Here is a 21,517-nt window from a genome sequence, read left to right as displayed (position 1 = left end):
AAACCGAAAGGAAGGTCATCGCAATGAGCACACCACTGATCGTCGCGCCACAGGAGTGGAAGGCTGCGTGGCAGCAGCTGCTCGTGAAGGAGAAGGAGCTGACCCGCGCACGCGACGCGCTGGCCGCCTTACGACGGCGTATGCCGTGGCAGGCCGTGGACAAGGACTACGTGTTCGAGGGGCCCGAGGGCAAGGCCGGCCTGCTCGACCTGTTCCGGGGTCGGCGTCAGCTGATCGTCTACCGCGCCTTCTTCGAGCCGGGCGTGGACGGCTGGCCCGACCACGCCTGCCGCGGCTGCTCCATGATGGCCGATCATGTCCCCAACCTTGCCCACCTGAACGCCCGCGACACCACACTCGTGTACGCCTCCCGCGCGCCGCAGGCGGACATCGAGCGGTTGAAGGCGCGGATGGGGTGGGATATGCCGTGGTACACGATCACCGACGACTTCGACGCCGACTTCGGCGTGGACGAATGGCACGGCACCAACGCATTCATCCGCGACGGCGACGACCATGTATTCCGCACCTACTTCATCCACGACCGCGGCGACGAGGCACTGGGTACCACGTGGAGCTACCTCGACATGACCGCGCTGGGCCGCCAGGAGCAGTGGGAGGACTCACCGGAGGGCTACCCGCAGACCCCGCCCTACGAATGGTGGGACTGGCACGACGCATACGGCCAGCACCCGCCGTCGCGGTGGTTCGGCGACCCCGACCCGGACAACCCCAATGACCAACGGCCGCCGCGAGCCGACCAGGAGGGCCGCGCCTGATCGACAACGCCGTTTCCGGAGCGCCGTCACGACCGCTTACCGCCCTTGCCGGGTCGTGACGGCGACATCGGTGGCCGCGGGGGTCAGCGGCGGATGGCAGACAGGGCTCCAGCGGGCGTGCCCAACCACCGGTCGAGGGCGCCGGTCAGAGCGCCGGGGTCCGCAGGGGCGTCGGCGGGGTCGACCCAGGCGACGTAGCCGTCGGGCCGGACGAATACCGCGTCACACGCGGGGACCTCACCGAACACGGGTAGCGTCCAGCTGCCCGCCGAAAGCGCGGGGTCGAGCCGGGCCTCGAGGTAGTCCAGGCGATCAGCCCACGCGGCAGGCGTGCCGGACAATCCGTCGGCGCCGAGGTTGATCAGCAGCGGCCGTGCGGGGCGCAGCAGGTCGAACACCTCGGTGGTGCCCTGATCGGTGTACAGAGTCAGGTTGGGCATGCGTCGCCCGACTAGCGGGTGGGTGTCGCCGAGCGGGTAGCGCAGGTTCAGTCCGCTGAGGATCCCGCCGATCCGCAGGCAGGTCTCGGGCACTGCGAGCATGTCGGCCACCACCGCGCGCAGTGCGTCATTCTGCGCGCCGGGTTTGATCAGCGCCGTTTGCGCCTTGGTCAGTTGCAGCACGGCGGCCGCGATCGGGTGCCGCTCTTGGTTATAGGTGTCCAGCAGTGCGTCGGATACGCTGCCGTTGAGCACGGCGGCCAGTTTCCAGCCCAAGTTCACCGCGTCCTGGATCCCGAGGTTCAGGCCCTGTCCACCGATCGGTGAATGGGTGTGTCCGGCATCGCCGGCCAGGAAGACCCGTCCGTGCCGGTAGTTGGTGACCTGACGGAATCCGTCGGAGAATCGTGACATCCATCGTGCTCGGCTCAGGCCGTAATCGGTGCCCAGGCCATCGCGCATGACCTCGCGTGGTTCGTCGAGGGTGACCGGTGCGGTGCGGTCGGCTGGCGGGGTGGCCCGCATCAGGCTCAGGCGGAACCATTCCGGTTCGGCCCGCGAAATCTGGTAGGTGCCGATGCGTTCGTTGCGCCCGAAGACTCCGTTACCGTCGGGCGGCGAATCGAGCTGCACGTCACCGACCACCCACCAGGAGACCGGTCCATCGCCTGGGAACGGGATCTGACAGATCCGGCGTACGGCGCTGTGGCCGCCGTCGGCACCGACGAGGTAGTCCGCGCGGATCGCGCTCGGCCCGGACGGCCCTTCCATGAGCACCTCGACTCCGTGATCGTCCTGACGCAGGTCCACCACGGTGGTGGACCATTCGAATCGAGCGCCGAGTTCCACGGCGCGGGCGGTGAGGATCCGTTCGGTCTGGTGTTGCGGAAGGATCATCGCCGAGGGCCAGTCGGGGTCGAGATCCTGTGGGGCCATGGGGATTCCGGAGAACAGTACGCCCGGCAGGATCTTGCCGCGGCTATGGAATTCCTCGGCCAGCCCGCGCTGGGTGAGTATCTCGACGCTGCGAGCATTGATGCCGGGTGCGCGCGTCTCGCCGACGGTTCCGGACGCGCGCCGCTCCACCACGACCACGTCCACGCCGCCCAGGCGCAGCTCAGCGGCCAGCATGAGGCCGGTCGGTCCAGCGCCGGCGATGACAACTTGGGCTTCGGATGCTGAAGATCTAAAGTTCATAGGATCCTATCTAACATTAGATAGGATCCTATGCAAAGGAAGTTATGACCCCTCTCACCACACCCAGCCTCGCTCAACTGATCAACCGCGCCGCCCGTGCACTCGCACGCGATGCGGACTTCGCGCTCACACCCCTCGGCCTTCGGTATGCGCAAGTGCCCGTGCTCGCGCTGCTACACGAAGGTATGGAACTGACCCAGAAAGAACTCGCCGAAGCCACCGGTATCGAACAGCCCTCCATGGCCCAGTTGCTCACCCGCATGGATCGTGACGGGCTGGTCCGCCGCAAGCCCAACCCTCGCGATGCGCGCAGTCAGACGATCGCGCTGGCCCCCGGAACCGGTGCGCGACTGAACGACGCACGCGACCGTCTGGCCGCCCTCAACAGCCGCGCCGTCGCGGGATTCACCGCCGAAGAAATCAACACCTTGACACATCTCCTGACCCGACTCGGCGACAATCTCGATCGGAGGAAAGACGCCATCACCAACCCGTAAGACATTCGGCGCGGGTGAGCCCGCTTCCATCCACTGGCCTACAGAGAATCCGAACTGTTGGATATCGCCGTAGCCAGCGTGCGCGCTGACGGCGACATCGAAGCGTTCCCGTCTGGGCTCACAGTGCGTTCGTCGAAACTTCTTTCCCGTCGCCCCTCGTTGGCGTTCCCGAAACGGAGTCGAGCAGTTGCGTGAGCACCTGGCGGTCGTCCGCAGCCAGACGGTCGGTATAGGGCGCGAGGGCCGCGTGGATCTCCTCCTGCACCCGTAGCGCGAGTTCGCTGCCCATCGGAGTGATGAACACGTCGACCACCCGGCGATCCTGCGGCGACTTGCCTCGTGCCACGAGGCCTCGGCGCTCTGCTCGTTCGACGAGGCCGGACATCGTGGACTTGTCCAGCCCCAGGAACGCCGCCAGATCGGTCATGCGCGGTCGGCGGTCGCGCAGCAGGCCGAGCAGCCGCAGTTGGGTGAGGGACAGATCGTGCTCCGAACCGATGCGGGTGAGCACGGCCATCACCCGGAATGACGTCCGGACGAGAGCGTCCTCGAGCGCGTCGTCAGATCCCATGCCGGGATCCTACTTGACATGGTTTGTATTACCAACCAAACTCAATTTAGTTTGTAATACCAATCAAATACGAGGAGTTGCCATGCACGCCGCCGTTGTCACCAGCTTCGACGCTCCGCCGCAGTACAGCGAGTACCCCGCCCCGGTCGCCCAGCGAGAGAACGAGATGGTCGTGGACGTTCTCGCGGCAGGTCTGCACCAACTGGTCAGGGCTCGGGCGAACGGCACGCACTACAGCAGCACCGGCACGTTCCCGTTCGTTCCCGGCGTCGACGCCGTCGTACGCGACCAGCACGGAAATCTCAGGTACGCGGCGCTGGACGACAGCGAGCTGGGCACGCTCGCCGAGCAGACGGTGATAGACCCCCGCCGCAGCGTGCTACTGCCGGACGACGCCGACCCGGTGCGCATCGCCGCCGCGATGAACCCGGCAATGTCGTCCTGGGTCGCACTGCGCCGCCGTATCGCATTCCGGGAGGGTCAACGCGTCCTGGTCCTCGGTGCCACCGGCAGCGCCGGCCGGATGGCGGTGCAGATCGCCAAACGGTTCGGTGCCGCATACGTGATCGCCGTCGGACGCAACGCTTCCCAGCTCGCCGCGCTGCACGACCTCGGCGCGGACGAAACGGCGACCTTCGAGCGGGCCGACCGCGCCGCCGACGTCGACATCGTCATCGACTACGTGTGGGGAGAACCGTCCGCCCGAGCGATGACCGCGATGATCACCGCCCGCCGCGACCGCAGCGCTCCGCTGGACTGGATCCAGATCGGATCCGTCGCCGGTCAGACGATTCCCGTCGACTCCTCGCTGCTGCGCGCGTCCCGGCTGCAGATCTGCGGCAGCGGAATCGGCTCGGTACCGGCACGCGACTTCCTGGCGGAGCTGCCCGAACTCGCCGTCGCGGTGCACACCGACCCGATCGACGTGCGGGCCCGTCCCGTGCCCCTCGCCCAGGTCGGCGAGACGTGGAACGCGCAAACCGACGACCGCATCGTCTACGTCCCGTAGCGCACCAGCCCGCCAGTCAGCGCCAGCCGCTTGGGTGCGCTGTAGGCGGCATTACGTCGCGTCACTCGCGCCGGGGTTGGTGGCGATAGTTCCCACGTGTTCACCGCCTGGGTTCCGGCTGTTTCGCCGGGTGGGGTGACTGCGAGGGTTAGAGCCGGTGTTCGAGGGTGCTCAGGAAGCTTTCGGCAGCACCGTGGACCCGGTCCAGGTCGCCGGTGGCGAGAAGGTCGAGTAGCAGTCCGCGAATCGTCGCGATCACCAATGTTGCTGTGCGGGTTGCGGTCTCGGGGTCGGTGCCGGGTACTTGGGCCTCGTGCAGTGAGGTCATCCAATCGGTGACGACGTGGTCGAGGAAGTCCGCGAACTGCTGCGGGGCTTGCAGGGCTCGCCCGTAGACGGCGAAGAACAACCGGAACTCCGCCTGCCGCCGCGGGTCGGAGGTTCGGACCCAGACCGCGCGTGCTGCCGTCGCCAGGTCGGGATGCGCACCCGCCGCATCGCGGGTGGCGGCGAACATGCGCTGCCGTAACCGCTCGAGGACGATCTGGAGCATTTGCTCCTTGGTGCCGAAGTGGTGCACAAGCGTGGTCGGCGAGACCCCGACACCGGCGGCGACCGGCCGCCACGACAGCTCGCTGAGCCCGTGCTCGACCGTGTAATCGACCACCGCGTCGAGCAACTCGTCCCTGCGCTGATGGTCGACCGGACGCCCCGCCATCGCTTGCCTCCTCATGCACCGGGATTGACATTCCTAGAACGACTGTACTATCTATATTTATAGAACGACTGTACGAGAAATAGAGCGGTCAGGAGTCCCCATGTCACGAGTCGTCGTCTTCGATGAGACCGGCGCCCCCGAAGTCCTGCGCATCGTCGACGAACCGGTCGGCAACCCGGGCGCAGGCGAGGTGCGAATCAAGATCGAAGCCGTAGGTATCAATCGGCTCGACCAGATGATGCGCGCGGGTATGTCTCCGAGGCCGATCCGTTTGCCACACGCCCGCCTCGGTATCGAAGCGACCGGCACGATCGACGCCCTCGGCTCCGGAGTCGAAGGATGGGCCATCGGTGATGCGGTCATCGTCACGGCCGTGCCCGACATGGACTCCAACGGCACCTACGCCGAACACATCGTCCTCCCTGTCGACCGGATCGTCTCCCGGCCCGACGGGCTGGACGCCACCAGTGCGGCAGCGTTGTGGGTGGCGTACTCGACCGCCTACGGCGCGCTCGTCGAAAAGGCCGCGATGCGACCCGGCCACCATGTCCTGATCACCGCCGCCTCCAGCGCGGTCGGCCTGGCCGCCATCCAGATTGCCAATCAGATCGGCGCCATCCCCCTCGCCGTCACCCGCAGCGCTGCGAAAAAACGGGCCCTACTGGCAGCCGGCGCCGCTGCGGTCATCGTCACCGACCACGACGATGTCGTCGAGGCCACGCACCGATACACCAACGGCGCCGGCGCCGACATCGTCCTGGACTCCGTCATGGGTCCCGGCCTGGCCGACCTGGCCAACGCGGCCAAACGATTCAGTGGCGTCCTGATCACCGTCGGCTGGCTGGACCCCCGGCCCGCACCGTATCCCGCCAGCCCGATCACCATGATTCGGTACATGAGCTTCGAACACACCCTCGACCCGGTGGTCGTGCACCGCATCGCCGCATTCCTGACCGCAGGCATCCGCACCGGCGCACTGCGCCCCATCATCGATACCGTGTTCACCCTCGACGACATCGTCGCCGCCCACCTCTACCTGGAACAGGGACACCACACCGGCAAAATCGTCGCCACCATCTGACACCGACCCGGCCGGGTGCGCTCGCGTATTCCGCCCGCTCTCGGCAATAGCAGACGTTCGCGCCCGCGATCAGCCCGACGGTCAGCTCCCAGCGCTGGCCGCTTGGGTTGGCGGGCAGCGGCTCGTGAATGTCACCCCGCCGCAGCGTGAGCATGATAGGTCTCCCGATGCTCGACCCACGGACGCTCCCGCTCCTCCTCCGACATCGCCAACAACTCCCGCAACTTCACCCACGCCACCTCATCAACCGGCGTATACACCTGCATCCACGCATGCTGCATCGTCGGCAACGACATACTCGTCAAATACATCTCCAAATCACCCACAGCCAAATTACGGATCTGCTTCGTCCTACTCCCCGGCACAGCGACATCATTACGCGCCCACAACATCGCGAACTCCCCACTCCGCGAACACATCTCAGCGATAAAGTCCTCCCACTCCGGATCACCCAGATTCTTCACATACGCCCCACGCAGATACCCCACCATCCGCCGCAAATCCTCGGGATTGTGGTGATAGGTGTTGCAGCAGTCCGGCGTCAGAAAGATCCGCTTGACCAAATTTCGCTCGCCCGTAACGAACCCTGGGCAGAGAGCCGCATAGGGTTGGTTGTAGGCGAGCACGTCATAGCGCGCATGCAGCACCGCGCCAGGCAACGGCTCCAGATGATCCAGGATCACCTGAAGCTCCTCCGGCAACGCACTACCACCATGCGGCGAAGGCACAGTCGGCACATCAGCCAACCGATACACATGCGCACGCTCAGCCGTATCAAGCGCGAGCGTCCGCGACACCGCCTCCAAAACCTGAACGCTCACATTAATTTCTCGACCTTGCTCGAGCCAGGACAACCACGGAAAGATACATCGATGGGATGGAGAGTCACGGCTCCAGTAGGGAAGTCCGAATATGCAGGTCAGAGGTCATGCTTACCCGATTCCGTCACATGAGCCGCATCTGATCTCGTGCATAGAGGCATTGACGGCGCCTGTGCCCTCCAGTCGGAACGGCGAGCTGACCCGTCTCCTCGATGACCAGCACACCGTTTGGGGTCGCCCGAGCAAGCGTTGCACCACATACGCCCGCGCGTCGTCACGTACCACGTCGACATCCGAGCCGCGGTATCGGTAGGTTCTGTGGGCGATGCTGACGACAACGCACTCGTGGACTCGATCATCGGCTTGTTCAAGACCGAGGTCGTCAACCGGCACGGCCCGTTCAAGACCTTCGCAGAGGTCGAATTCGCGCTCATGGAATGGTGCGGCTGGTATAACAACGACCGTCTGCACTCGTGGCTGGACTACCTGACCCCGGCCGAATACGAAGCCGCGTACTACTCTCAACAACTACCACGCCGACCGGCACTGGTCTGACACCGAAGCCGGTCCCGAACTCGTGACAGTTCAGCGTGCTGTCATCGCTCGACTGAGTTGTGACTGGTTCAGTGCTACAGTTGCTGAAATCGATAGTCCTGCTGCAACTTTCGTTGTTCAGTGCTCGACCGGGCGAGTTCGTCGCACGCATGATACATGTGCGCTAGCCTGGTCGGGCCGCAGGCCACGATCACGTCCTCGGCGATCGAGGGTGATCCTCCGGATCGGCTGGGCGCGTGTGCGACATCGGGTTCGCGCGGTTTCGAGCTCTGAAGGGTATGTCTGTATGAATCGGAACTCGCGATTGTCGGGGGCAAAGGTTCTTCTGACCGGCGCCACGGGCGGCCTCGGCCAGGCGATCGCCGGATCACTGAAAGCGTATGGAGCCGAGCTGATTCTGACGGGTCGTCGCCTCGATGTGCTGGATCGTATGGCGTCCGAACTCGGCGCTCGACCTGTCGCCGCTGATCTCGGTTGTCCCGACGATGTGACGAAACTGTTGGAGGCAGTCGATCCGGTCGATGTGTTCATTGCAGGTGCTGGTCTGCCGGCAGGCGGGTCTGTGCTGGACTTCAGTGTTGCGGATCTGGACGACGCTATCGCTGTGAATCTGCGTTCACCGATCGTGATGGCGCGGGAAGTGGCCGGATCGATGCGGGTGAGGGGCGGGGGCCACATCGTTTTCATCGGATCTATCGGTGGCCGTGTCACATCCGGCGACACAGCGGTCTACAACGCGACGAAGTTCGGTCTGCGTGGGTTCGCCCTGGGTATGCGTGAAGATTTGCGCGGCAGCGGAGTCGGTGTATCCCTGGTCGAGCCGGGATTCGTGCGCGAGGCGGGGATGTTCGCGGACAGTGGTGTGCGATTGCCTCCGGGGTTCCGCACATCGTCCCCGCAGCAGGTCGCCGAAGCGGTGATCCGTGCAATCGAGGACGATATCGGCGAAACCGTGGTCGCGCCGTTCGAGCTGCGAATGGGTGTCGTTCTCGGAGGCCTTGCGCCAATGCTGAATTCCCGTGTTCAACGCATGCTCGGCATCAGGCTCGACCGAACAGAACCACGATGACAGCAGACACGGAAAGCGGGTGTCGATCGTGGACGAGCGAGCGACGTACCTATCGAGCCCCACGACGCCAGTCGATGAACTCGGCTGGTGCGGCCGCGATGTATTGCACAGATCGCCACGGAAAAGAGGCCGTGAGCTGTCACACGCGACGCCGCGCTTTCCGCTATCACCCAGCATCTTTCGCTATCCAGCAAGTGTGATGACCCCGGGCTCCGATCTCCGCGAACTCTCGTCCTTGCCGGAAGGAGTACTCAAGTAATGCGAAAACGTTTGTGGCGCTGGGGATCTACTCGCGCTCGATTGCAAACCCTTGTCGACCGCCTCGACGAGACATTGCCCGAAGACTGGACGGCCGAGGAGCTGTTCGCATCGGTCGAGCGCATCCGGGGCCGCAACATTGTGCGTTTGCCGCTGCCGTTAGAGGCGCCGGTGGGGTTGTGCGGGATGTGGCTGGCGTGCAGTGGTTATGACGTGTTCTTTCTGCGGAGTTCCTCTGACCCGCACGACATCTTCCATGAACTCGGCCATATGTTGCTCGATCATGGTCAGGATTCGCCGACGGAGGAGCTGGCGATGCTGTTGCCTGGTGTCGAGCTGGACCACAACATCGCTACGGTCCGGGCCTTCCGTGGAGCATCCAGCTACGACCCCCCGGAAGAGTACGAGGCCGAGCTGTTCGCAACGATGGTCAGGACTCGGGTTCGCGCAGGCGGGCCGCGCCGTGACAGATTTCTGAAAGTGTTCTGATGTGGCCGCAAACGTTGCCGACCCCTGTGGCTGTGGTGGCGATGGTGTTCATCGTCGCTCTCGCGATTATTCGAATAGTCCTGGTTCGTCGTGCGACGGAGGCTGACCACCTGATTAACATGATCGCGGGGATCACCGCGATCGGTGTCCTTTTGCGTGACCCTGCCATCGCCCGCCAGCTAGCTGGATTCATACCCGGCAGACTGCCGACTCTGTTCGACGTATGGCACTGGACGACTGTGTTGACGTGGACGTGGGGATTGGGACTGTGGCTGCTGCGTGAACACGGCCCGGTTCGATACAAAACCCGATTCCGGGTTGCGATAGGGGTGGCGGCAGGCCTCGGTGTGGCATTCCTGTTGCTGAGCAGTCCTGCACGGGCACAAGGGGTTTCGATCGCGGAGTACGGGGGCTGGCGGTACGGCATCTACATCGGACTACTTTCGACACCGCCGGTATTCGTATCCAGCTACATGCTCCGAACCCTGCCCGTGCTGCGACGACGCGCGACGTCGCGGCGAGAAAAGAACGTAGTACGCATCCTGGTCGTTGTCGCTGTTCTCAGCGTGGTCCCGGTGAGCTCGCTGGTATTCCTCGCGGCGCTCGGCGCGTTGGGAGTCGGTACCGACTTCGCCCGTCAGATGTACAACTTCACGTCCGACGGGCTCGCGTCGGGTGAACCGCAGTTGCTTTTCGGCGCAGTTCTGGCCCTTGCGATAGTGCCATCTTGCGCCCGTGCAGTGGCGCGACTAAGGAAGTTGGGCCGGCTGTATCCACTGTGGCGGGAACTGACCGCCGCCGTACCGGAGGTCGTGTTGTCGCTGCGGTGGGCCGACCGGTGGGGTGCTTCTCCGGCGGAACGTGTGGAACGTCTGCATATCGAGATACGTGATGCTGCCGAGATCGTCGCCAGATACGTGCGGCCGCTGCCGGTAGCCGTCGATGAATTGATCGAGAGCACCGTCGACGAGGACGATCAGGAGCACGCGCGGCTCGTCACCGAGCTGGTCATGGCGGCTCAGCGACTGGCCGACAGCCGTAACGGCGAATCAGCCGGTGAACCGTCCGCGCAACCGGCCAATGTACCCGACGAGGACACGTTGCTTCGGTTATGGGCACCCACGAAATCGCTTCTCAGCGAAGCCGAACGCGCGCCTCGGGCAGCATCTCAGGGGCTCTCAGAGCTGTGACGTGTCGTCTCGAGCGGATTTGCGCGCAGCCTCGGTCGCATTCTGCAACGTCTGGAGCAGTTGATCGATCGCTGTTTTGGCGAATGTCAGCTGATAACCATCTGCGTGACTTCGGGCGTGCTTCAACTCGATACCGAGCCGGTCGAGCTCGGTGACGAGATCCGCTACAGATTTGTGCTCACGGTTGAGCGTCCTCAGTGCCTTGACTCCGCTCTCGACATCGTCCGGTCCTGCCGACGTGGAGTTATCGTTGGGGACGGGATCAAGCGTGCTGCCGTGGTTCAGGGCCGCGGTTGCACTGCCTGGAGGTAATCCCAAAGCCTCGAGCGCCCGGTTGTACTTCGCCTCGGTGGTAGCGCTGACCGCGTGAACCTGCCCGGCCTCGATGCGGGACTGGACATTCCGAGTCGGACCTCCGAGATCATGGATGCGCTGATGCGTTATCAACTCGTCGGGGAGGTTCCTGTGGCGGAACGCTTTCATCAGCCGTCCGAATCGCTGCCCAGCCGACTCGGACCGACCGAGCTCATCGGTGCGTCCCAAACTGAGCGGCCCATCCATAGCTTGCATCGTAACGCCCGAGTGGGCAGGCATGGTCTTCATGCACATATCCGACCTGCGCTGATTGTCACTGGACAAGAACGGAGGCAGACCCTTCCTCCTCCAGCGCTGTCGCGGCTGAATGATCACGCTCGCAGCCGTCGATGAGACAACCAGTATGGATGCACATGGATGCACATGGATGCGTTGACATGCCCATCTGCGCGCCTTAGATTCAGGGCATGAGCGCAAGGTCGTATTCCGCAGCGAGATGGGCGCCGACACGTGGCGGGCTGATCGGTCGTCGCTACGAGCAGTCGGTGCAGCCGGTTGTTGATGATCGGCTGCACTCAGCGCGGGTGGGAGTGCAGGAGTCATCAATGAGCATCCTGGCCTGCAGAACGGCTCTTCTGGGCGGTGTACCGATCTGAAATGCATGGAGGGGGAAGATCGGTGCACCGCCCAGAAGAGCCGTCGAAAACGATCGGAACAGGCTCAGCGGCCGTACGCAGAGTGCTCGACCACCGGATCACTCTCCGCGATGTCGTTGCTGCTTATGGACTCGATGCCGTGGTCTCGCGGATCGCTTCGCTCCATGCTATTGGATGTCATCACGCCGCTCGGGTGATTGAGGCGGAACTGCACCAACTCACTGTCAGCAGCAAGAACCGTCGCTGAACTCGGGGCTGTTCAAAGCGTGCGCAAGTGGTCTCCGCTAGCCCGGAGGCGCCCCATGGCGGAGACTTGCAGCACCTCTCCTGCATATGTCGTGGAATAGGGTCGTTCATGAAGTCCTGTGTACCTATAGCGTTGGCCCGCAAGTTGTTTGAGTCGAAACGGCGGTTTCGGTGACACGCGCACGTGTGGCCGTGATCGGAGCGGGCCTGGCCGGCCTGGTGACGGCAAAAGTCTTGCGGGACGACGGGTTCGACGTCGTCGTGTTCGAAAAGGAACCTGCGGTTGGTGGCGTGTGGATCGAATCACGCACGTATCCGGGCTTGCGCACGAACAATTCCCGCGAGACGTACGCCTTCTCCGATCATCCCTACAGCCGTTCGGCTGACTTGTTCCCGACCGCAGCGCAGGTACGTGAATATCTGGGCTCCTACGTGCGTCGGTTCCGCCTGGAACCCCACCTGAGGTTGTCGGCTGAGGTTGTCGCATTATCCCGTCAAGGGCCGGTATTCGAGGTCGAAGTCCGCAGCGGAAGCGATTTCACCACGTGGCTTTTCGACTTCGTGGTCGTGTGCACCGGCGTCTTCTCCGAGCCGCACGTACCGGAGATCGAGGGCATGCAACGGTTCGTTGGCAGGCTGCTTCACTCCAGCCAGGCGACCGATCCAGCGCTGTTCACAGGGCAGCGGGTCGTTGTCGTGGGCGCAGGAAAGTCGGCACTGGACCTGGCGGCCTGGGCCGCCACGCACGCGAGCACTTGCACGCTCGTCTTCCGCAAGCCTCACTGGATGATTCCGCGCTACCTGCTCGGTCGGATTCCGTCCGACCGCTTGCTGACAACGCGTGCGAACGAGGCGTTGTTTCGCTACCACCGTCTCAACCGAATCGAGCAGTTCCTACACGGGGCAGGCAAGAGGTTGACGCAACTGATCTGGCAGGTGATGTCGCGGTTGATTCGCCTGCATTTGGGAATGCCAGCAGCGATGGTGCCCGACAAACCCTTGCCCACGGGAATCGAGAATATCGGCGTCGCGCCCGAGTTCTACCGGATGGCCCGCGCCGGCCGTGTGCTCACGCGACGAGACACCATCGCCACCTTCCCGGAAGGCAACGAACTGCTGCTAGCCGCCGGCGATCGGATCGATGCCGATGTGGTGATTTTCGCGACCGGGTGGCGGCAATCCCTTCCGTTTCTAGCTCCCGAACTGGAAGCAGCCGTTCTGCGCGACGGCCACCTCCAGCTCTACCGTCGTATCCTCCCGCCGACCGAGCATCGGCTCGGCTTGATCGGCTATGCATCATCACCCGCTTGCCAGCTCACCTCCGAAATTTCCGCCCACTGGCTGTCGCAGAGCTTCCGCGGCGAGCTCGCACTTCCGACCGTCGACGAGATGCACGCCGAGATTCTCCGTGTCCGAGCCTGGTTGCCCGATGTCCTGCCCGCGAGTCCGCAGGGATATCTGTTGGGCCCTTTCCTGGCGCACCACATCGATGAGCTCGTTGCCGATATGGGCTTGCGCATTCGGCGCACGCGCAACCTCATGACCGAGTATCTGACCCCGTTGCTTCCGGCCCGATACTCCGGCGTCACCGAGGAGCGCCGTCGGCGGACGCGCTCACGAAGCTCAACGCCCTGGGTTCCCCCAGAGTAGCGCGTTGGTGACTCGCTACTCGATCTCGGCGACGCTGATTACCAACTCGCCGTGCTGCGCCGATGGCGGCAAGGCGACTACGCCAACGACCATGAGGCGGACGTGAGCCAACAACAAGCCCCGAAATCCTCCAGCATTTCCCCGCGGTGGCCCCGGTTGCAGCGCGACACACGAACTCACCCCGCCATAGCGTGAAACCTCTCCCGGTGCTCGACCCACGGACCCTGACGCTCTTCCTCACTCATCGCCAACAACTCACGCAACTTCCCCCACGCCACCTCATCAACCGGCGTATACACCTGCATCCACGCATGCGGCACCGACGGCAACGACATACTCGTCAAGAACATCTCCAACTCCCCCACCGCCAAATTCCGCACCACCTTCGTCCGATTCGCCGGCACCGCCACATCATTCAACGCCCACAACGACGCAAAACTCTCACTCTCCGAACACAACTCCGCGATGAACTCCTCCCAACTCGGATCACCGAGATTCTTGGCGTACGCGCCGCGCAGATACCCCACCATCCGGCGCAGATCATCCCAATTGCGGTGATAGGTATTGCAACACTCGGGAGTGAGGAACACTCGGCGAGCGACATTGCGTTCGCCGAGTAGAAATCCCGGGCACAGGGCCTCGTACGAGGAGTTATGCGCCAACACGTCATACCGCGCACTCAACACCACACCCGGCAACGGCTCCAAATGATCCAAAATCACCTGCAACTCCTCCGGCAACGCCGACCCCGAAGACACCGAAGGCACCGTCGGCACATCCGCCATCCGGTACAAATGCGCCTTCTCCGCCGCATCCAACGACAACGTCCGCGCCACCGCCTCCAAAACCTGAACGCTCACATTAATTTCTCGACCTTGCTCCAGCCACGTGTACCACGTGACGCCGACTCCGGACAGCTGCGCCACCTCCTCCCTGCGCAGTCCCGGGGTACGCCGACGCGGGCCGGGCGGCAGGCCGACATCCTCCGGCGAGATGCGGGCCCGCCGCGATTTCAGGAAGGCGCCCAACTCGTTTCGCCGGGCCTTGCGCAGGGCGCGAGCATCCACCGCATCGGTCATACGGTGATCCTCACCGATCGCGCCCGGCTTATCCAGGTGGTGCCAGTACTAGTTTTGTCGGGCTCCTGTTACCGGTGTCGGCGATCGCGCAAGCTCGATCCCATGACCCAGACCTTGCCGACACGGGCAGCCGACACGGCCGTCCCGGCCCGCGGCGCGTGGCGCGCCGCGGCCGTTCTCGCCATCATCCTCACCGGTCAATTCATGGCCGTGCTCGACGCTTCCATCGTCAATGTCGCCATCCCGTCGATCCGTTCGGGGCTGGGCACCAGCGGGTCCGCACTCCAGCTGATCGTCGCCGGTTACGTGATCGCCTACGCGGTGCTGCTGGTCACCGGCGCTCGCCTCGGCGACCGTTTCACCCAGCGGCGCGCCTTCATCGCGGGCCTCGCGCTGTTCACCGTCGCCTCGCTCGTCTGCGGGCTGGCTTGGAACGCGGTGTCGCTCATCGTGTTCCGCTTCGTCCAAGGCGCGGGCGCGGCGGCGATGATTCCGCAGGTGATGACCGTCATTCAGCGGGACTTCAGCGGACAGGCCAGGGCAAAGGCGCTGAGCGTGTACTCCGCCATCATCTCCGGCGGCGTGGTCGTCGGTCAGGTGCTGGGCGGACTGATCGTGGACGCCGATCTCTTCGGCAGCGGCTGGCGGGGCGTGTTCCTGGTGAACGTGCCGGTCGGCGCCGTGCTGCTGGTACTCGCGCCGCGTGTGCTGCCCGCCGACGGACCGCGTTTCGATCGGAAGCTCGATCTGGCCGGGCTCATCGTGCTCACCGTGTCGGTTCTGCTGCTGGTGGTACCGCTGGTGCTCGGCGCCGAGCAGGACTGGCCCGCGTGGACGTGGATTACCTTGGGCGCCAGCGCGTTCGGCTTCATGGCGTTCGCGTTGGTCGAACGCCGGGTTGCCCGTCGCGGCGGGGCGCCCCTGTTCGCGCGGGAGGCGCTGCGCGCACCGGGCCTGCTGCTCACCGCGGCGACACTGCTGGTGGTGATGGCTACCTTCGGCGGCTGGATGTTCGTCATGGCGATCCACCTGCAGAACACACTCGGCTACTCCGCGCTGCACGCGGGACTGGTGTTCGTGCCGATGGGGGCCACCTTCGCCGTAGCGAGCCTGAACTGGCAGCGCGTCCCCGATCGATTCCACCGCGCGATGATTCCGCTCGCCCTCGTCCTCGGCGCCGTGACCATGACGGTGCTCGCGGCGATGCTGCGCGGCGGCGCCGAGCCGGGCCCGTTCGCCCTCATCGTCTTCGGACTGATGGGGCTGGGGTTCGGCCTAGCCTTCACACCGCTGATGACTCGCACGCTGGCGGCCGTTCCGCGCGCGGTGGCCGCCGATGCCAGCGGCATTCTCGTCACGCACGTCCAGCTGGGTATCGTCGTCGGCATCGCCTCCTTCGGAACCGTGTTCCTGAGCCTCGCGGGCGCGTCCACGCTGTCCGCGGCGCGGGCGCTCGGCGTGACCGGCATGGCGGAAGGAGCGACGGTGCTGCTCGCGGCCGCGTTCGCGTCCCGCGCGGCACGGTGAGGCCGAGAGTCTGTCCGGCCCGGCGGCGTCTGCGCGAAACCGGGGCCGGGGCGGGCTCGTTGGCCGTATCTTTGCCGTAAGCGGTGCAGATCGGAGTGGACATGGCAGCAGGGCAGCTCTCGGCCGACTACGTGATCGTCGGATCGGGGTCGGCGGGCGCGGTGATCGCCAACCGGCTCAGCGAGGATTCCGGAACCCAGGTGGTGGTGCTGGAGGCGGGCCCGCCGGACAAGGACAAGTTCGCCCATATACCGGCGGCCTTCGCGAAACTGTTTCGCTCCGAACTGGATTGGGACTACCTCACCGAGCGGCAGCCGGAGCTCGACAACCGCCAGGTGTACTGGCCGCGCGGTCGCACGTATGGCGGGTCGTCCTCGATGAACGCCATGATGTGGGTGCGCGGCTTCCGCGCCGACTACGACGAATGGGCGCTGCTGGCCGGTGAAGAGTGGGGATTCGCCGCCGCGGTCGAACAGTTCCGCCGAATCGAGAACGTCGAGGACGCGCAATACCCCGACGAGGGCACCGCAGGACCGCTGTACGTCTCGCACCAGCGCAGCCCGCGCGCGTCCACCGCGGCGTTTCTGACGGCGGCGCAGGAATCGGGCTTCGAAGTCGAGGCGCCGAACCGGCCGCAGCCCAACGGTTTCAGCCAGACCATGGTGACCCAGCACAGCGGCAGGCGGTGGAGCACCGCCGACGGGTACCTGCGCCCGGCGCTGCGGCGCGCCAACCTCACCGTGCACAGCGAAGCCCTCGCCACCCGGGTGCTGTTCGAGGGCAAACGCGCCATCGGCGTCGAGTACCGGCACAACGGCGAGACCCGCACCGTCACCGCTCGCCGCGAGGTGGTGCTGTGCGGCGGCGCGATCAACAGCCCGCAGCTGCTCATGCTCTCCGGCATCGGCGACGCCGACGAACTGGCCCGCCATGGCATCGCGGTAGTGGAGCACGCGCCGGATGTCGGGTCCAACCTGCAGGATCACCTGGTCGCGGGCATCGGCTATGGGGTGGCCGAAGATTCGCTGTTCGGCGCCGACAGGAAACCGCGCCAGCTGATCGACTATCTGCTGCGCCACCGCGGCATGCTCACCTCCAATATCGGCGAGGCATACGGCTTCGTCCGATCCAAGCCCGAGCTGGAGCTGCCGGATCTGGAGCTGGTCTACGCGCCCGCCCCGTTCTACTACGAGGGCCTGGTCGATCCGACCGAGCATGGCATCATTCTGGCGGCGGTGCTGCTGCGCCCGCACAGCCGCGGACGGATCGCACTCGGGTCGGCCGATCCCACGACCAAGCCGGTCATCGATCCCCGCTACCTGTCCGACTCCGCGGGCGCCGATCGCGCCGCCCTGCTCGCCGGCCTGCGCACCTGCGCGAAGATCGCCGACGCCCCCGCGATGAAGGCGGTGCTCGGCAGCCTGATCTATCCACCGCAGGCGCCGGACGAGCTGGAGGCCACCCTCGAACTGGCGATCAACGGCTACGCGCACACCCTGTATCACCCGGTCGGCACCTGCCGGATGGGCACCGACCCGGCCAGTGTGGTGACGCCGCGACTGGAGGTCCGTGGTGTGCAAGGACTTCGGGTGGCCGACGCGTCGGTGATGCCGTTGCTCATTCGCGGACACACGCACGCGCCGAGCGTGTTCGTCGGCGAGCAGGCCGCCAAGTTCCTGCGGGAGTCCTGACCTGACGCCACTCGCCCGCCGAGGCCGGGTTCCGCGGACTCGGCGGCCGAGCTAGAAGACCGGGACGCGATCGAAGCCGAGCGGCGGCGTGGGGGTCGGGCCGGTGCCGAGCACGGGCTTGAAGTCGGGCAGCGCGGTCAGCACATCGATGTTGCGGGCCGCGTAGCAGCGCACCTGCGGCAGCGCGCGGGACACCTCGGCCCGCTCCACCGGTTCGTCGTCGACGAACGCGATGGTGTCCAGGCTCAGGCCCAGGGTTCGGGCGATTCGCACGATGCTGGCCGATTTGCGGCCCCAGCCGATCTCGAGCGCCGAGAACATCTCGTAGAGGCCGTGCCGATACAACAGCTCCAGCGTGAGGTTGCGGTCGCTGCGGCTCGCCACGGCGTGCCAGATGCCGCGGTCGGTCAGCGTCCGCAACGTGCGCAGGGACGCGGGCCGCGGTGCGCCGCTCGTCGCGTCGCACACGACACCGTCCCACAAGGTGTTGTCCAGTTCCCAGACAAGACATCTCAGAGCCGGTCTCATCGACTGCCCCTATCGGTTCGTCATCGCTGCCTTCTCTGCCGCGGCGCGCCCGGCAGACGGGGGTACTGCAACCATCCGGGGCACGACACGTGCCGGGCAAGCCCCAGGTTCCTGGGTGGCCGGTCCGGCCCGGGTGATACTACCGCCAGCCCGCCGAAGCGCCACTCGATCCGAGGAGGCAAACCGTCAGCACTCGCTGCCCGCGAACGACCTTGTCGCCCTGGGACGGTCGGCGCGACGGGTACCCTCCAATTGCTCGACCAAGCGCTCGTTCGGCGTGGAGTGCAGTTGCGCGGGCCGCGCCGGAATTCCGCACGCTACAACTCTCGAGCGGACGACCTTTGCCGGCGGCGGGCGCGAGAGTGCATGTGAGCCCGCGCATCGCGCCCCCGCCGCAGACCCAGCGACCGGCGAGTAATTCCGTCGGCGCGGGCGGTGCACACCCCGGATCCTCGCGTGGCAGGGACCATTCGACACGCGTGCGTCGCATCCCCACGCGGCCATGCACCGCACTTCCCGACGGGTGCAACCGCCTGTCTCGGGCTCGCGGGCGGGCGGGTAGGTCGATCGCCGCGCACAACACCCCAAGAGGAAGTCGACACCCTCAGCGTCCCAGCCGATTTCGGCGCGAGTTCGATTGCCGATACTCCATTTGTTGCCCGAAAGACGCGCCCCGGACCCATTGCCCAGATAGCTGAACAATTGACCAGGAAAAGACTCGAACCGCATTTCCCAGGAACGTCGAGGCCTCGTGACCTGTGAGCGCTCACAAGGGTCCGATTTCGGTGCCGTCGCGATCTCACAGAAACCGACGAATCGTTCCGCGCCATTGATCATGCGGTTAACGTGAATGCGCCACACAGCAATTTCCCGGGGCGGAAGGAGTCGCCGATGACCGTCGACAGTGGAGCCAGACCGAGCTTGACTCTGTCCGGCCGACCGATGTCTTCGCCGTTGCAGGATGTCCGGAGCCTATCGCGCCAGATGGTCGGACATTTCGTCGAGAACGTAGTCCCCTGCGGCACGCTACCGGGCGACGCGATCAGTGGCGACGTCACCACCATCACCCGGGTCTGCCTGGAGTTCGCCGTCAGCATGCTCGACGGGCAGGATATTCCCGCCAAATTGCAGCGGCTCCAGGACGCCGCGGCGGGCTGGGCGCGCGAGGGGGTGCCGATCGACACCATCCACCACTCCATCCACGAGGGCTTCAAGATCGGCCTGGATCTGGTGGTCTCCAACGCCTCGACCAAGGACTACGGCAACCTCGTCGACGGCGCGAAGATGGTCGTGGAAATGCTCGACCAGATCACCTCGGCGATCTCGGTGGCCTACGTGCGCGAGTTGCGCGCGGTGGTCAGCGAGCATCACACCGCCGTGCACACGCTCACCTCCGCGCTGCTCGGTGGACACAGCACCTCCACCATGGCGCGCGAGTGCGGCATCGCCATCGCCGCCTCGTACGCGGTCATCGCGGTCGCGATCCCGCAGCATCGCGACGAACGCAATCCGGCCGTGGACGGGCAAGTGGTAGCCAGGCGCAAGCTGCGCCGCGCGCAGGCCGAACTGGCCACCCGGTGCGGCAGCAGCGCGCTGTCGTTGCTCAGCGTGGACGGCGGAACCATCCTCATCCCGTCCGTCGCGTTCGGCAAAGAGCAGTTGGACGCGCTGATCACCGAGCTGTCCAGGGCCGCGCAGGTCGGCATCACCGCCACCCTGGTCGAGGCGACGCCGGAGCAGATACCCAACGCCGCCGACCAAGCGCACGAACTGCTCGACATGGTGCAGCGACTGCAAGCGGTGGCCGGTCTCTACCGCTTCGACGAGCTGGCGCTGGAATATCAGCTGACCCGCCCCGGCCCCGGCCGGGAATACCTCGGCTCACTGCTGGACTCGCTCGACGAACACCCGGAGCTGCTGGAGACGCTGCAACGGCACATCGCCAACAACCTCAACCGCCAGCGCACCGCCCGCGTGCTACACGTGCACACGAACACCGTCGACTACCGGCTCAAGAGGATCGGTCAGCTCACCGGTTTCGATCCGTCGCAGCCCTCCGGGCTCTGGTATCTGCGTTCGGCGCTGGTGGCGCGCACCTACCGCACTCCATGACCCGCGGGTTTGCCCTGCGATAACGTCCGAGGCGTGCACACTGTCTCCATGCCGGGTGTGCACGAACTCGTCGCAGGCGGCGACGACAAACAGGGTGTGCTGGATCGGGCATTCGCTGTGCTCGATGTCTTGAGCCGGTCCGACGACGGACTCGGGCTGAGCGAACTCGCCCGAAACGCCGGACTGGCCAAGACCACCACCCACCGCATCGCCGAACAACTCGTCTCGGTCGGGGCCATTCAGCAGATCGATCAGCGGTATTTCATCGGCCCGCTCGCCGCTCAGCTCGGGCGCCGCTGGCAACCCGATCCGCTGCTGAGCCAAGCCGCCGCCGATCCCGTGCGCGCGCTGGTCGGTCCGGCGGACGCGGCCGCCGTCTACTCGCTGCACGGGGGCAAAGGCCGGTTGGTGACCGCGGCCGCCCGTGGCGCTCACTGCTGGATATTGCCGCCGGACCTGACGGAGACCTTCACGCCGCTCACCGCGGCCTGGCACGTTTTGCGCGTCGCGGGCGGCAAACCCGTCGCACCGGCCATGCGATCGCACCGGCTGCCGATGTCCCTGCACGACCGCGGATTCGCCACCTCGGTCCACCAAGAGGGCGTCCCCGAATTGAGTTGCGTTGCGGCGCCGCTGCCGAGCGACGGTACGCGTCGCCCGGCGGTCGTCGCCGTGCTGACCCTGACCCCCTGCCCGCCGCCGGGGCTCTCCGATCTCGTCTTGCACACGGCCGATCGAATCGTGCAGCGCCTGCGTTGAGTCCGCGGGCGCTCGACGGGCCTGGCGCGGGCGCGGCATCACGCGAGGCAGCCCGACGATTCCGCTGCCGACTCGCACGGCGAAATCAGTCCTCTCCGGCCGCACGGTCGGAATGCATCGATGCAGAATCGGACTGGTCGTCCGAGATTGCTTTGCAGCGAAACCCACTGCAGCATTGGGGTTCTCAGTGCGAGTCACACATTGCGGCGAATAACTGCCGTGACCGTCGTCGGTGTTGGTGATACCCCTGCACGCCGAAGGGAAAAGTGGGTACGGTGTG

20 protein-coding genes are annotated in these 21,517 nt (G+C 65.4%); 13 read left to right on the top strand and 7 right to left on the bottom strand.

The window, feature by feature from the left end:
• The first annotated feature begins 23 nt into the window (after nucleotides 1-23).
• Nucleotides 24-779 carry a DUF899 domain-containing protein gene (locus tag AB0H50_RS14450; protein ID WP_357451469.1) on the top strand — a complete coding sequence of 252 codons (756 nt, stop codon included), beginning with the start codon at nucleotides 24-26 and terminating at the stop codon, nucleotides 777-779.
• Nucleotides 780-862: 83 nt separating this feature from the next.
• On the opposite strand, the gene AB0H50_RS14445 is transcribed toward AB0H50_RS14450, so the two are convergent.
• Nucleotides 863-2,416: an FAD-dependent monooxygenase gene (locus tag AB0H50_RS14445; RefSeq protein ID WP_357451466.1), complete on the bottom strand. Its 1,554-nt coding sequence runs from the start codon at nucleotides 2,414-2,416 to the stop codon at nucleotides 863-865.
• A 44-nt stretch (nucleotides 2,417-2,460) separates the two neighbouring features.
• On the opposite strand from AB0H50_RS14445, the gene AB0H50_RS14440 reads away from it, so the two are divergent.
• Nucleotides 2,461-2,913, top strand: a complete 453-nt coding sequence (locus tag AB0H50_RS14440; protein ID WP_357451463.1) for a MarR family winged helix-turn-helix transcriptional regulator — start codon at nucleotides 2,461-2,463, stop codon at nucleotides 2,911-2,913.
• Between the two features lie 118 nt (nucleotides 2,914-3,031).
• Here AB0H50_RS14440 and AB0H50_RS14435 read toward each other — a convergent pair whose 3' ends face one another.
• Nucleotides 3,032-3,484, bottom strand: a complete 453-nt coding sequence (locus tag AB0H50_RS14435) for a MarR family transcriptional regulator (RefSeq protein ID WP_357451460.1) — start codon at nucleotides 3,482-3,484, stop codon at nucleotides 3,032-3,034.
• Nucleotides 3,485-3,566: 82 nt separating this feature from the next.
• On the opposite strand from AB0H50_RS14435, the gene AB0H50_RS14430 reads away from it, so the two are divergent.
• Nucleotides 3,567-4,493, top strand: coding sequence for a zinc-binding alcohol dehydrogenase family protein (locus AB0H50_RS14430; protein ID WP_357451457.1), 927 nt, complete (start codon nucleotides 3,567-3,569; stop codon nucleotides 4,491-4,493).
• A 148-nt stretch (nucleotides 4,494-4,641) separates the two neighbouring features.
• On the opposite strand, the gene AB0H50_RS14425 is transcribed toward AB0H50_RS14430, so the two are convergent.
• A complete protein-coding gene (locus AB0H50_RS14425; RefSeq protein WP_357451454.1) occupies nucleotides 4,642-5,211 on the bottom strand; it encodes a TetR/AcrR family transcriptional regulator in 570 nt (189 codons plus the stop codon).
• A gap of 100 nt (nucleotides 5,212-5,311) precedes the next feature.
• Here AB0H50_RS14425 and AB0H50_RS14420 point away from each other — a divergent pair, with 100 nt between their 5' ends.
• A complete protein-coding gene (locus AB0H50_RS14420; protein WP_357451451.1) occupies nucleotides 5,312-6,292 on the top strand; it encodes a zinc-dependent alcohol dehydrogenase family protein in 981 nt (326 codons plus the stop codon).
• 131 nt (nucleotides 6,293-6,423) lie between these two features.
• On the opposite strand, the gene AB0H50_RS14415 is transcribed toward AB0H50_RS14420, so the two are convergent.
• Complete coding sequence (locus AB0H50_RS14415) at nucleotides 6,424-7,146, bottom strand: transcriptional regulator (protein WP_357451448.1); 723 nt, start codon at nucleotides 7,144-7,146, stop codon at nucleotides 6,424-6,426.
• Nucleotides 7,147-7,341: 195 nt separating this feature from the next.
• Between AB0H50_RS14415 and AB0H50_RS14410 the strand changes: the two genes are divergently transcribed.
• The 4 genes from AB0H50_RS14410 to AB0H50_RS14395 all read left to right on the top strand — a co-directional run bounded on the left by AB0H50_RS14410 (nucleotide 7,342) and on the right by AB0H50_RS14395 (nucleotide 10,674).
• Nucleotides 7,342-7,668, top strand: coding sequence for an integrase core domain-containing protein (locus tag AB0H50_RS14410; protein WP_357451445.1), 327 nt, complete (start codon nucleotides 7,342-7,344; stop codon nucleotides 7,666-7,668).
• Nucleotides 7,669-7,954: 286 nt separating this feature from the next.
• A complete protein-coding gene (locus AB0H50_RS14405; RefSeq protein ID WP_357451442.1) occupies nucleotides 7,955-8,737 on the top strand; it encodes an SDR family NAD(P)-dependent oxidoreductase in 783 nt (260 codons plus the stop codon).
• A 258-nt stretch (nucleotides 8,738-8,995) separates the two neighbouring features.
• A complete protein-coding gene (locus tag AB0H50_RS14400) occupies nucleotides 8,996-9,484 on the top strand; it encodes a hypothetical protein (RefSeq protein WP_357451439.1) in 489 nt (162 codons plus the stop codon).
• Nucleotides 9,485-9,525: 41 nt separating this feature from the next.
• Nucleotides 9,526-10,674, top strand: a complete 1,149-nt coding sequence (locus AB0H50_RS14395; RefSeq protein ID WP_357451437.1) for a DUF6545 domain-containing protein — start codon at nucleotides 9,526-9,528, stop codon at nucleotides 10,672-10,674.
• On the opposite strand, the gene AB0H50_RS14390 is transcribed toward AB0H50_RS14395, so the two are convergent.
• Complete coding sequence (locus AB0H50_RS14390) at nucleotides 10,663-11,235, bottom strand: hypothetical protein (RefSeq protein ID WP_357451434.1); 573 nt, start codon at nucleotides 11,233-11,235, stop codon at nucleotides 10,663-10,665. The two genes, AB0H50_RS14395 and AB0H50_RS14390, sit on opposite strands and share 12 nt — an antisense overlap.
• 842 nt (nucleotides 11,236-12,077) lie before the next feature.
• Here AB0H50_RS14390 and AB0H50_RS14385 point away from each other — a divergent pair.
• Nucleotides 12,078-13,541 carry an NAD(P)/FAD-dependent oxidoreductase gene (locus AB0H50_RS14385; RefSeq protein ID WP_357451431.1) on the top strand — a complete coding sequence of 488 codons (1,464 nt, stop codon included), beginning with the start codon at nucleotides 12,078-12,080 and terminating at the stop codon, nucleotides 13,539-13,541.
• A gap of 176 nt (nucleotides 13,542-13,717) precedes the next feature.
• Here the strand turns inward: AB0H50_RS14385 and AB0H50_RS14380 are convergent, their stop codons facing one another.
• On the bottom strand, nucleotides 13,718-14,620 hold the full coding sequence (locus AB0H50_RS14380) for a helix-turn-helix transcriptional regulator (protein WP_357451428.1): 903 nt from the start codon (nucleotides 14,618-14,620) through the stop codon (nucleotides 13,718-13,720).
• 102 nt (nucleotides 14,621-14,722) lie between these two features.
• Between AB0H50_RS14380 and AB0H50_RS14375 the strand changes: the two genes are divergently transcribed.
• Entirely contained in the window at nucleotides 14,723-16,147 is a 1,425-nt protein-coding gene (locus AB0H50_RS14375) for an MFS transporter (RefSeq protein WP_357451425.1), read from the top strand.
• A gap of 101 nt (nucleotides 16,148-16,248) precedes the next feature.
• Nucleotides 16,249-17,838 carry a GMC family oxidoreductase N-terminal domain-containing protein gene (locus tag AB0H50_RS14370; RefSeq protein ID WP_357451422.1) on the top strand — a complete coding sequence of 530 codons (1,590 nt, stop codon included), beginning with the start codon at nucleotides 16,249-16,251 and terminating at the stop codon, nucleotides 17,836-17,838.
• Nucleotides 17,839-17,889: 51 nt separating this feature from the next.
• On the opposite strand, the gene AB0H50_RS14365 is transcribed toward AB0H50_RS14370, so the two are convergent.
• On the bottom strand, nucleotides 17,890-18,366 hold the full coding sequence (locus AB0H50_RS14365; RefSeq protein ID WP_357451419.1) for an HAD-IIIC family phosphatase: 477 nt from the start codon (nucleotides 18,364-18,366) through the stop codon (nucleotides 17,890-17,892).
• A gap of 891 nt (nucleotides 18,367-19,257) precedes the next feature.
• On the opposite strand from AB0H50_RS14365, the gene AB0H50_RS14360 reads away from it, so the two are divergent.
• Both AB0H50_RS14360 and AB0H50_RS14355 read left to right on the top strand, forming a co-directional pair.
• Entirely contained in the window at nucleotides 19,258-20,478 is a 1,221-nt protein-coding gene (locus AB0H50_RS14360; protein ID WP_357451416.1) for a helix-turn-helix domain-containing protein, read from the top strand.
• A 33-nt stretch (nucleotides 20,479-20,511) separates the two neighbouring features.
• A complete protein-coding gene (locus tag AB0H50_RS14355) occupies nucleotides 20,512-21,237 on the top strand; it encodes a helix-turn-helix domain-containing protein (RefSeq protein ID WP_357451413.1) in 726 nt (241 codons plus the stop codon).
• Nucleotides 21,238-21,517: the final 280 nt, after the last annotated feature.

This window comes from Nocardia sp. NPDC050793 (assembly GCF_040654065.1).
Lineage (GTDB): Bacteria > Actinomycetota > Actinomycetes > Mycobacteriales > Mycobacteriaceae > Nocardia.
This window is presented reverse-complemented; position numbering and strand designations above follow the sequence as displayed.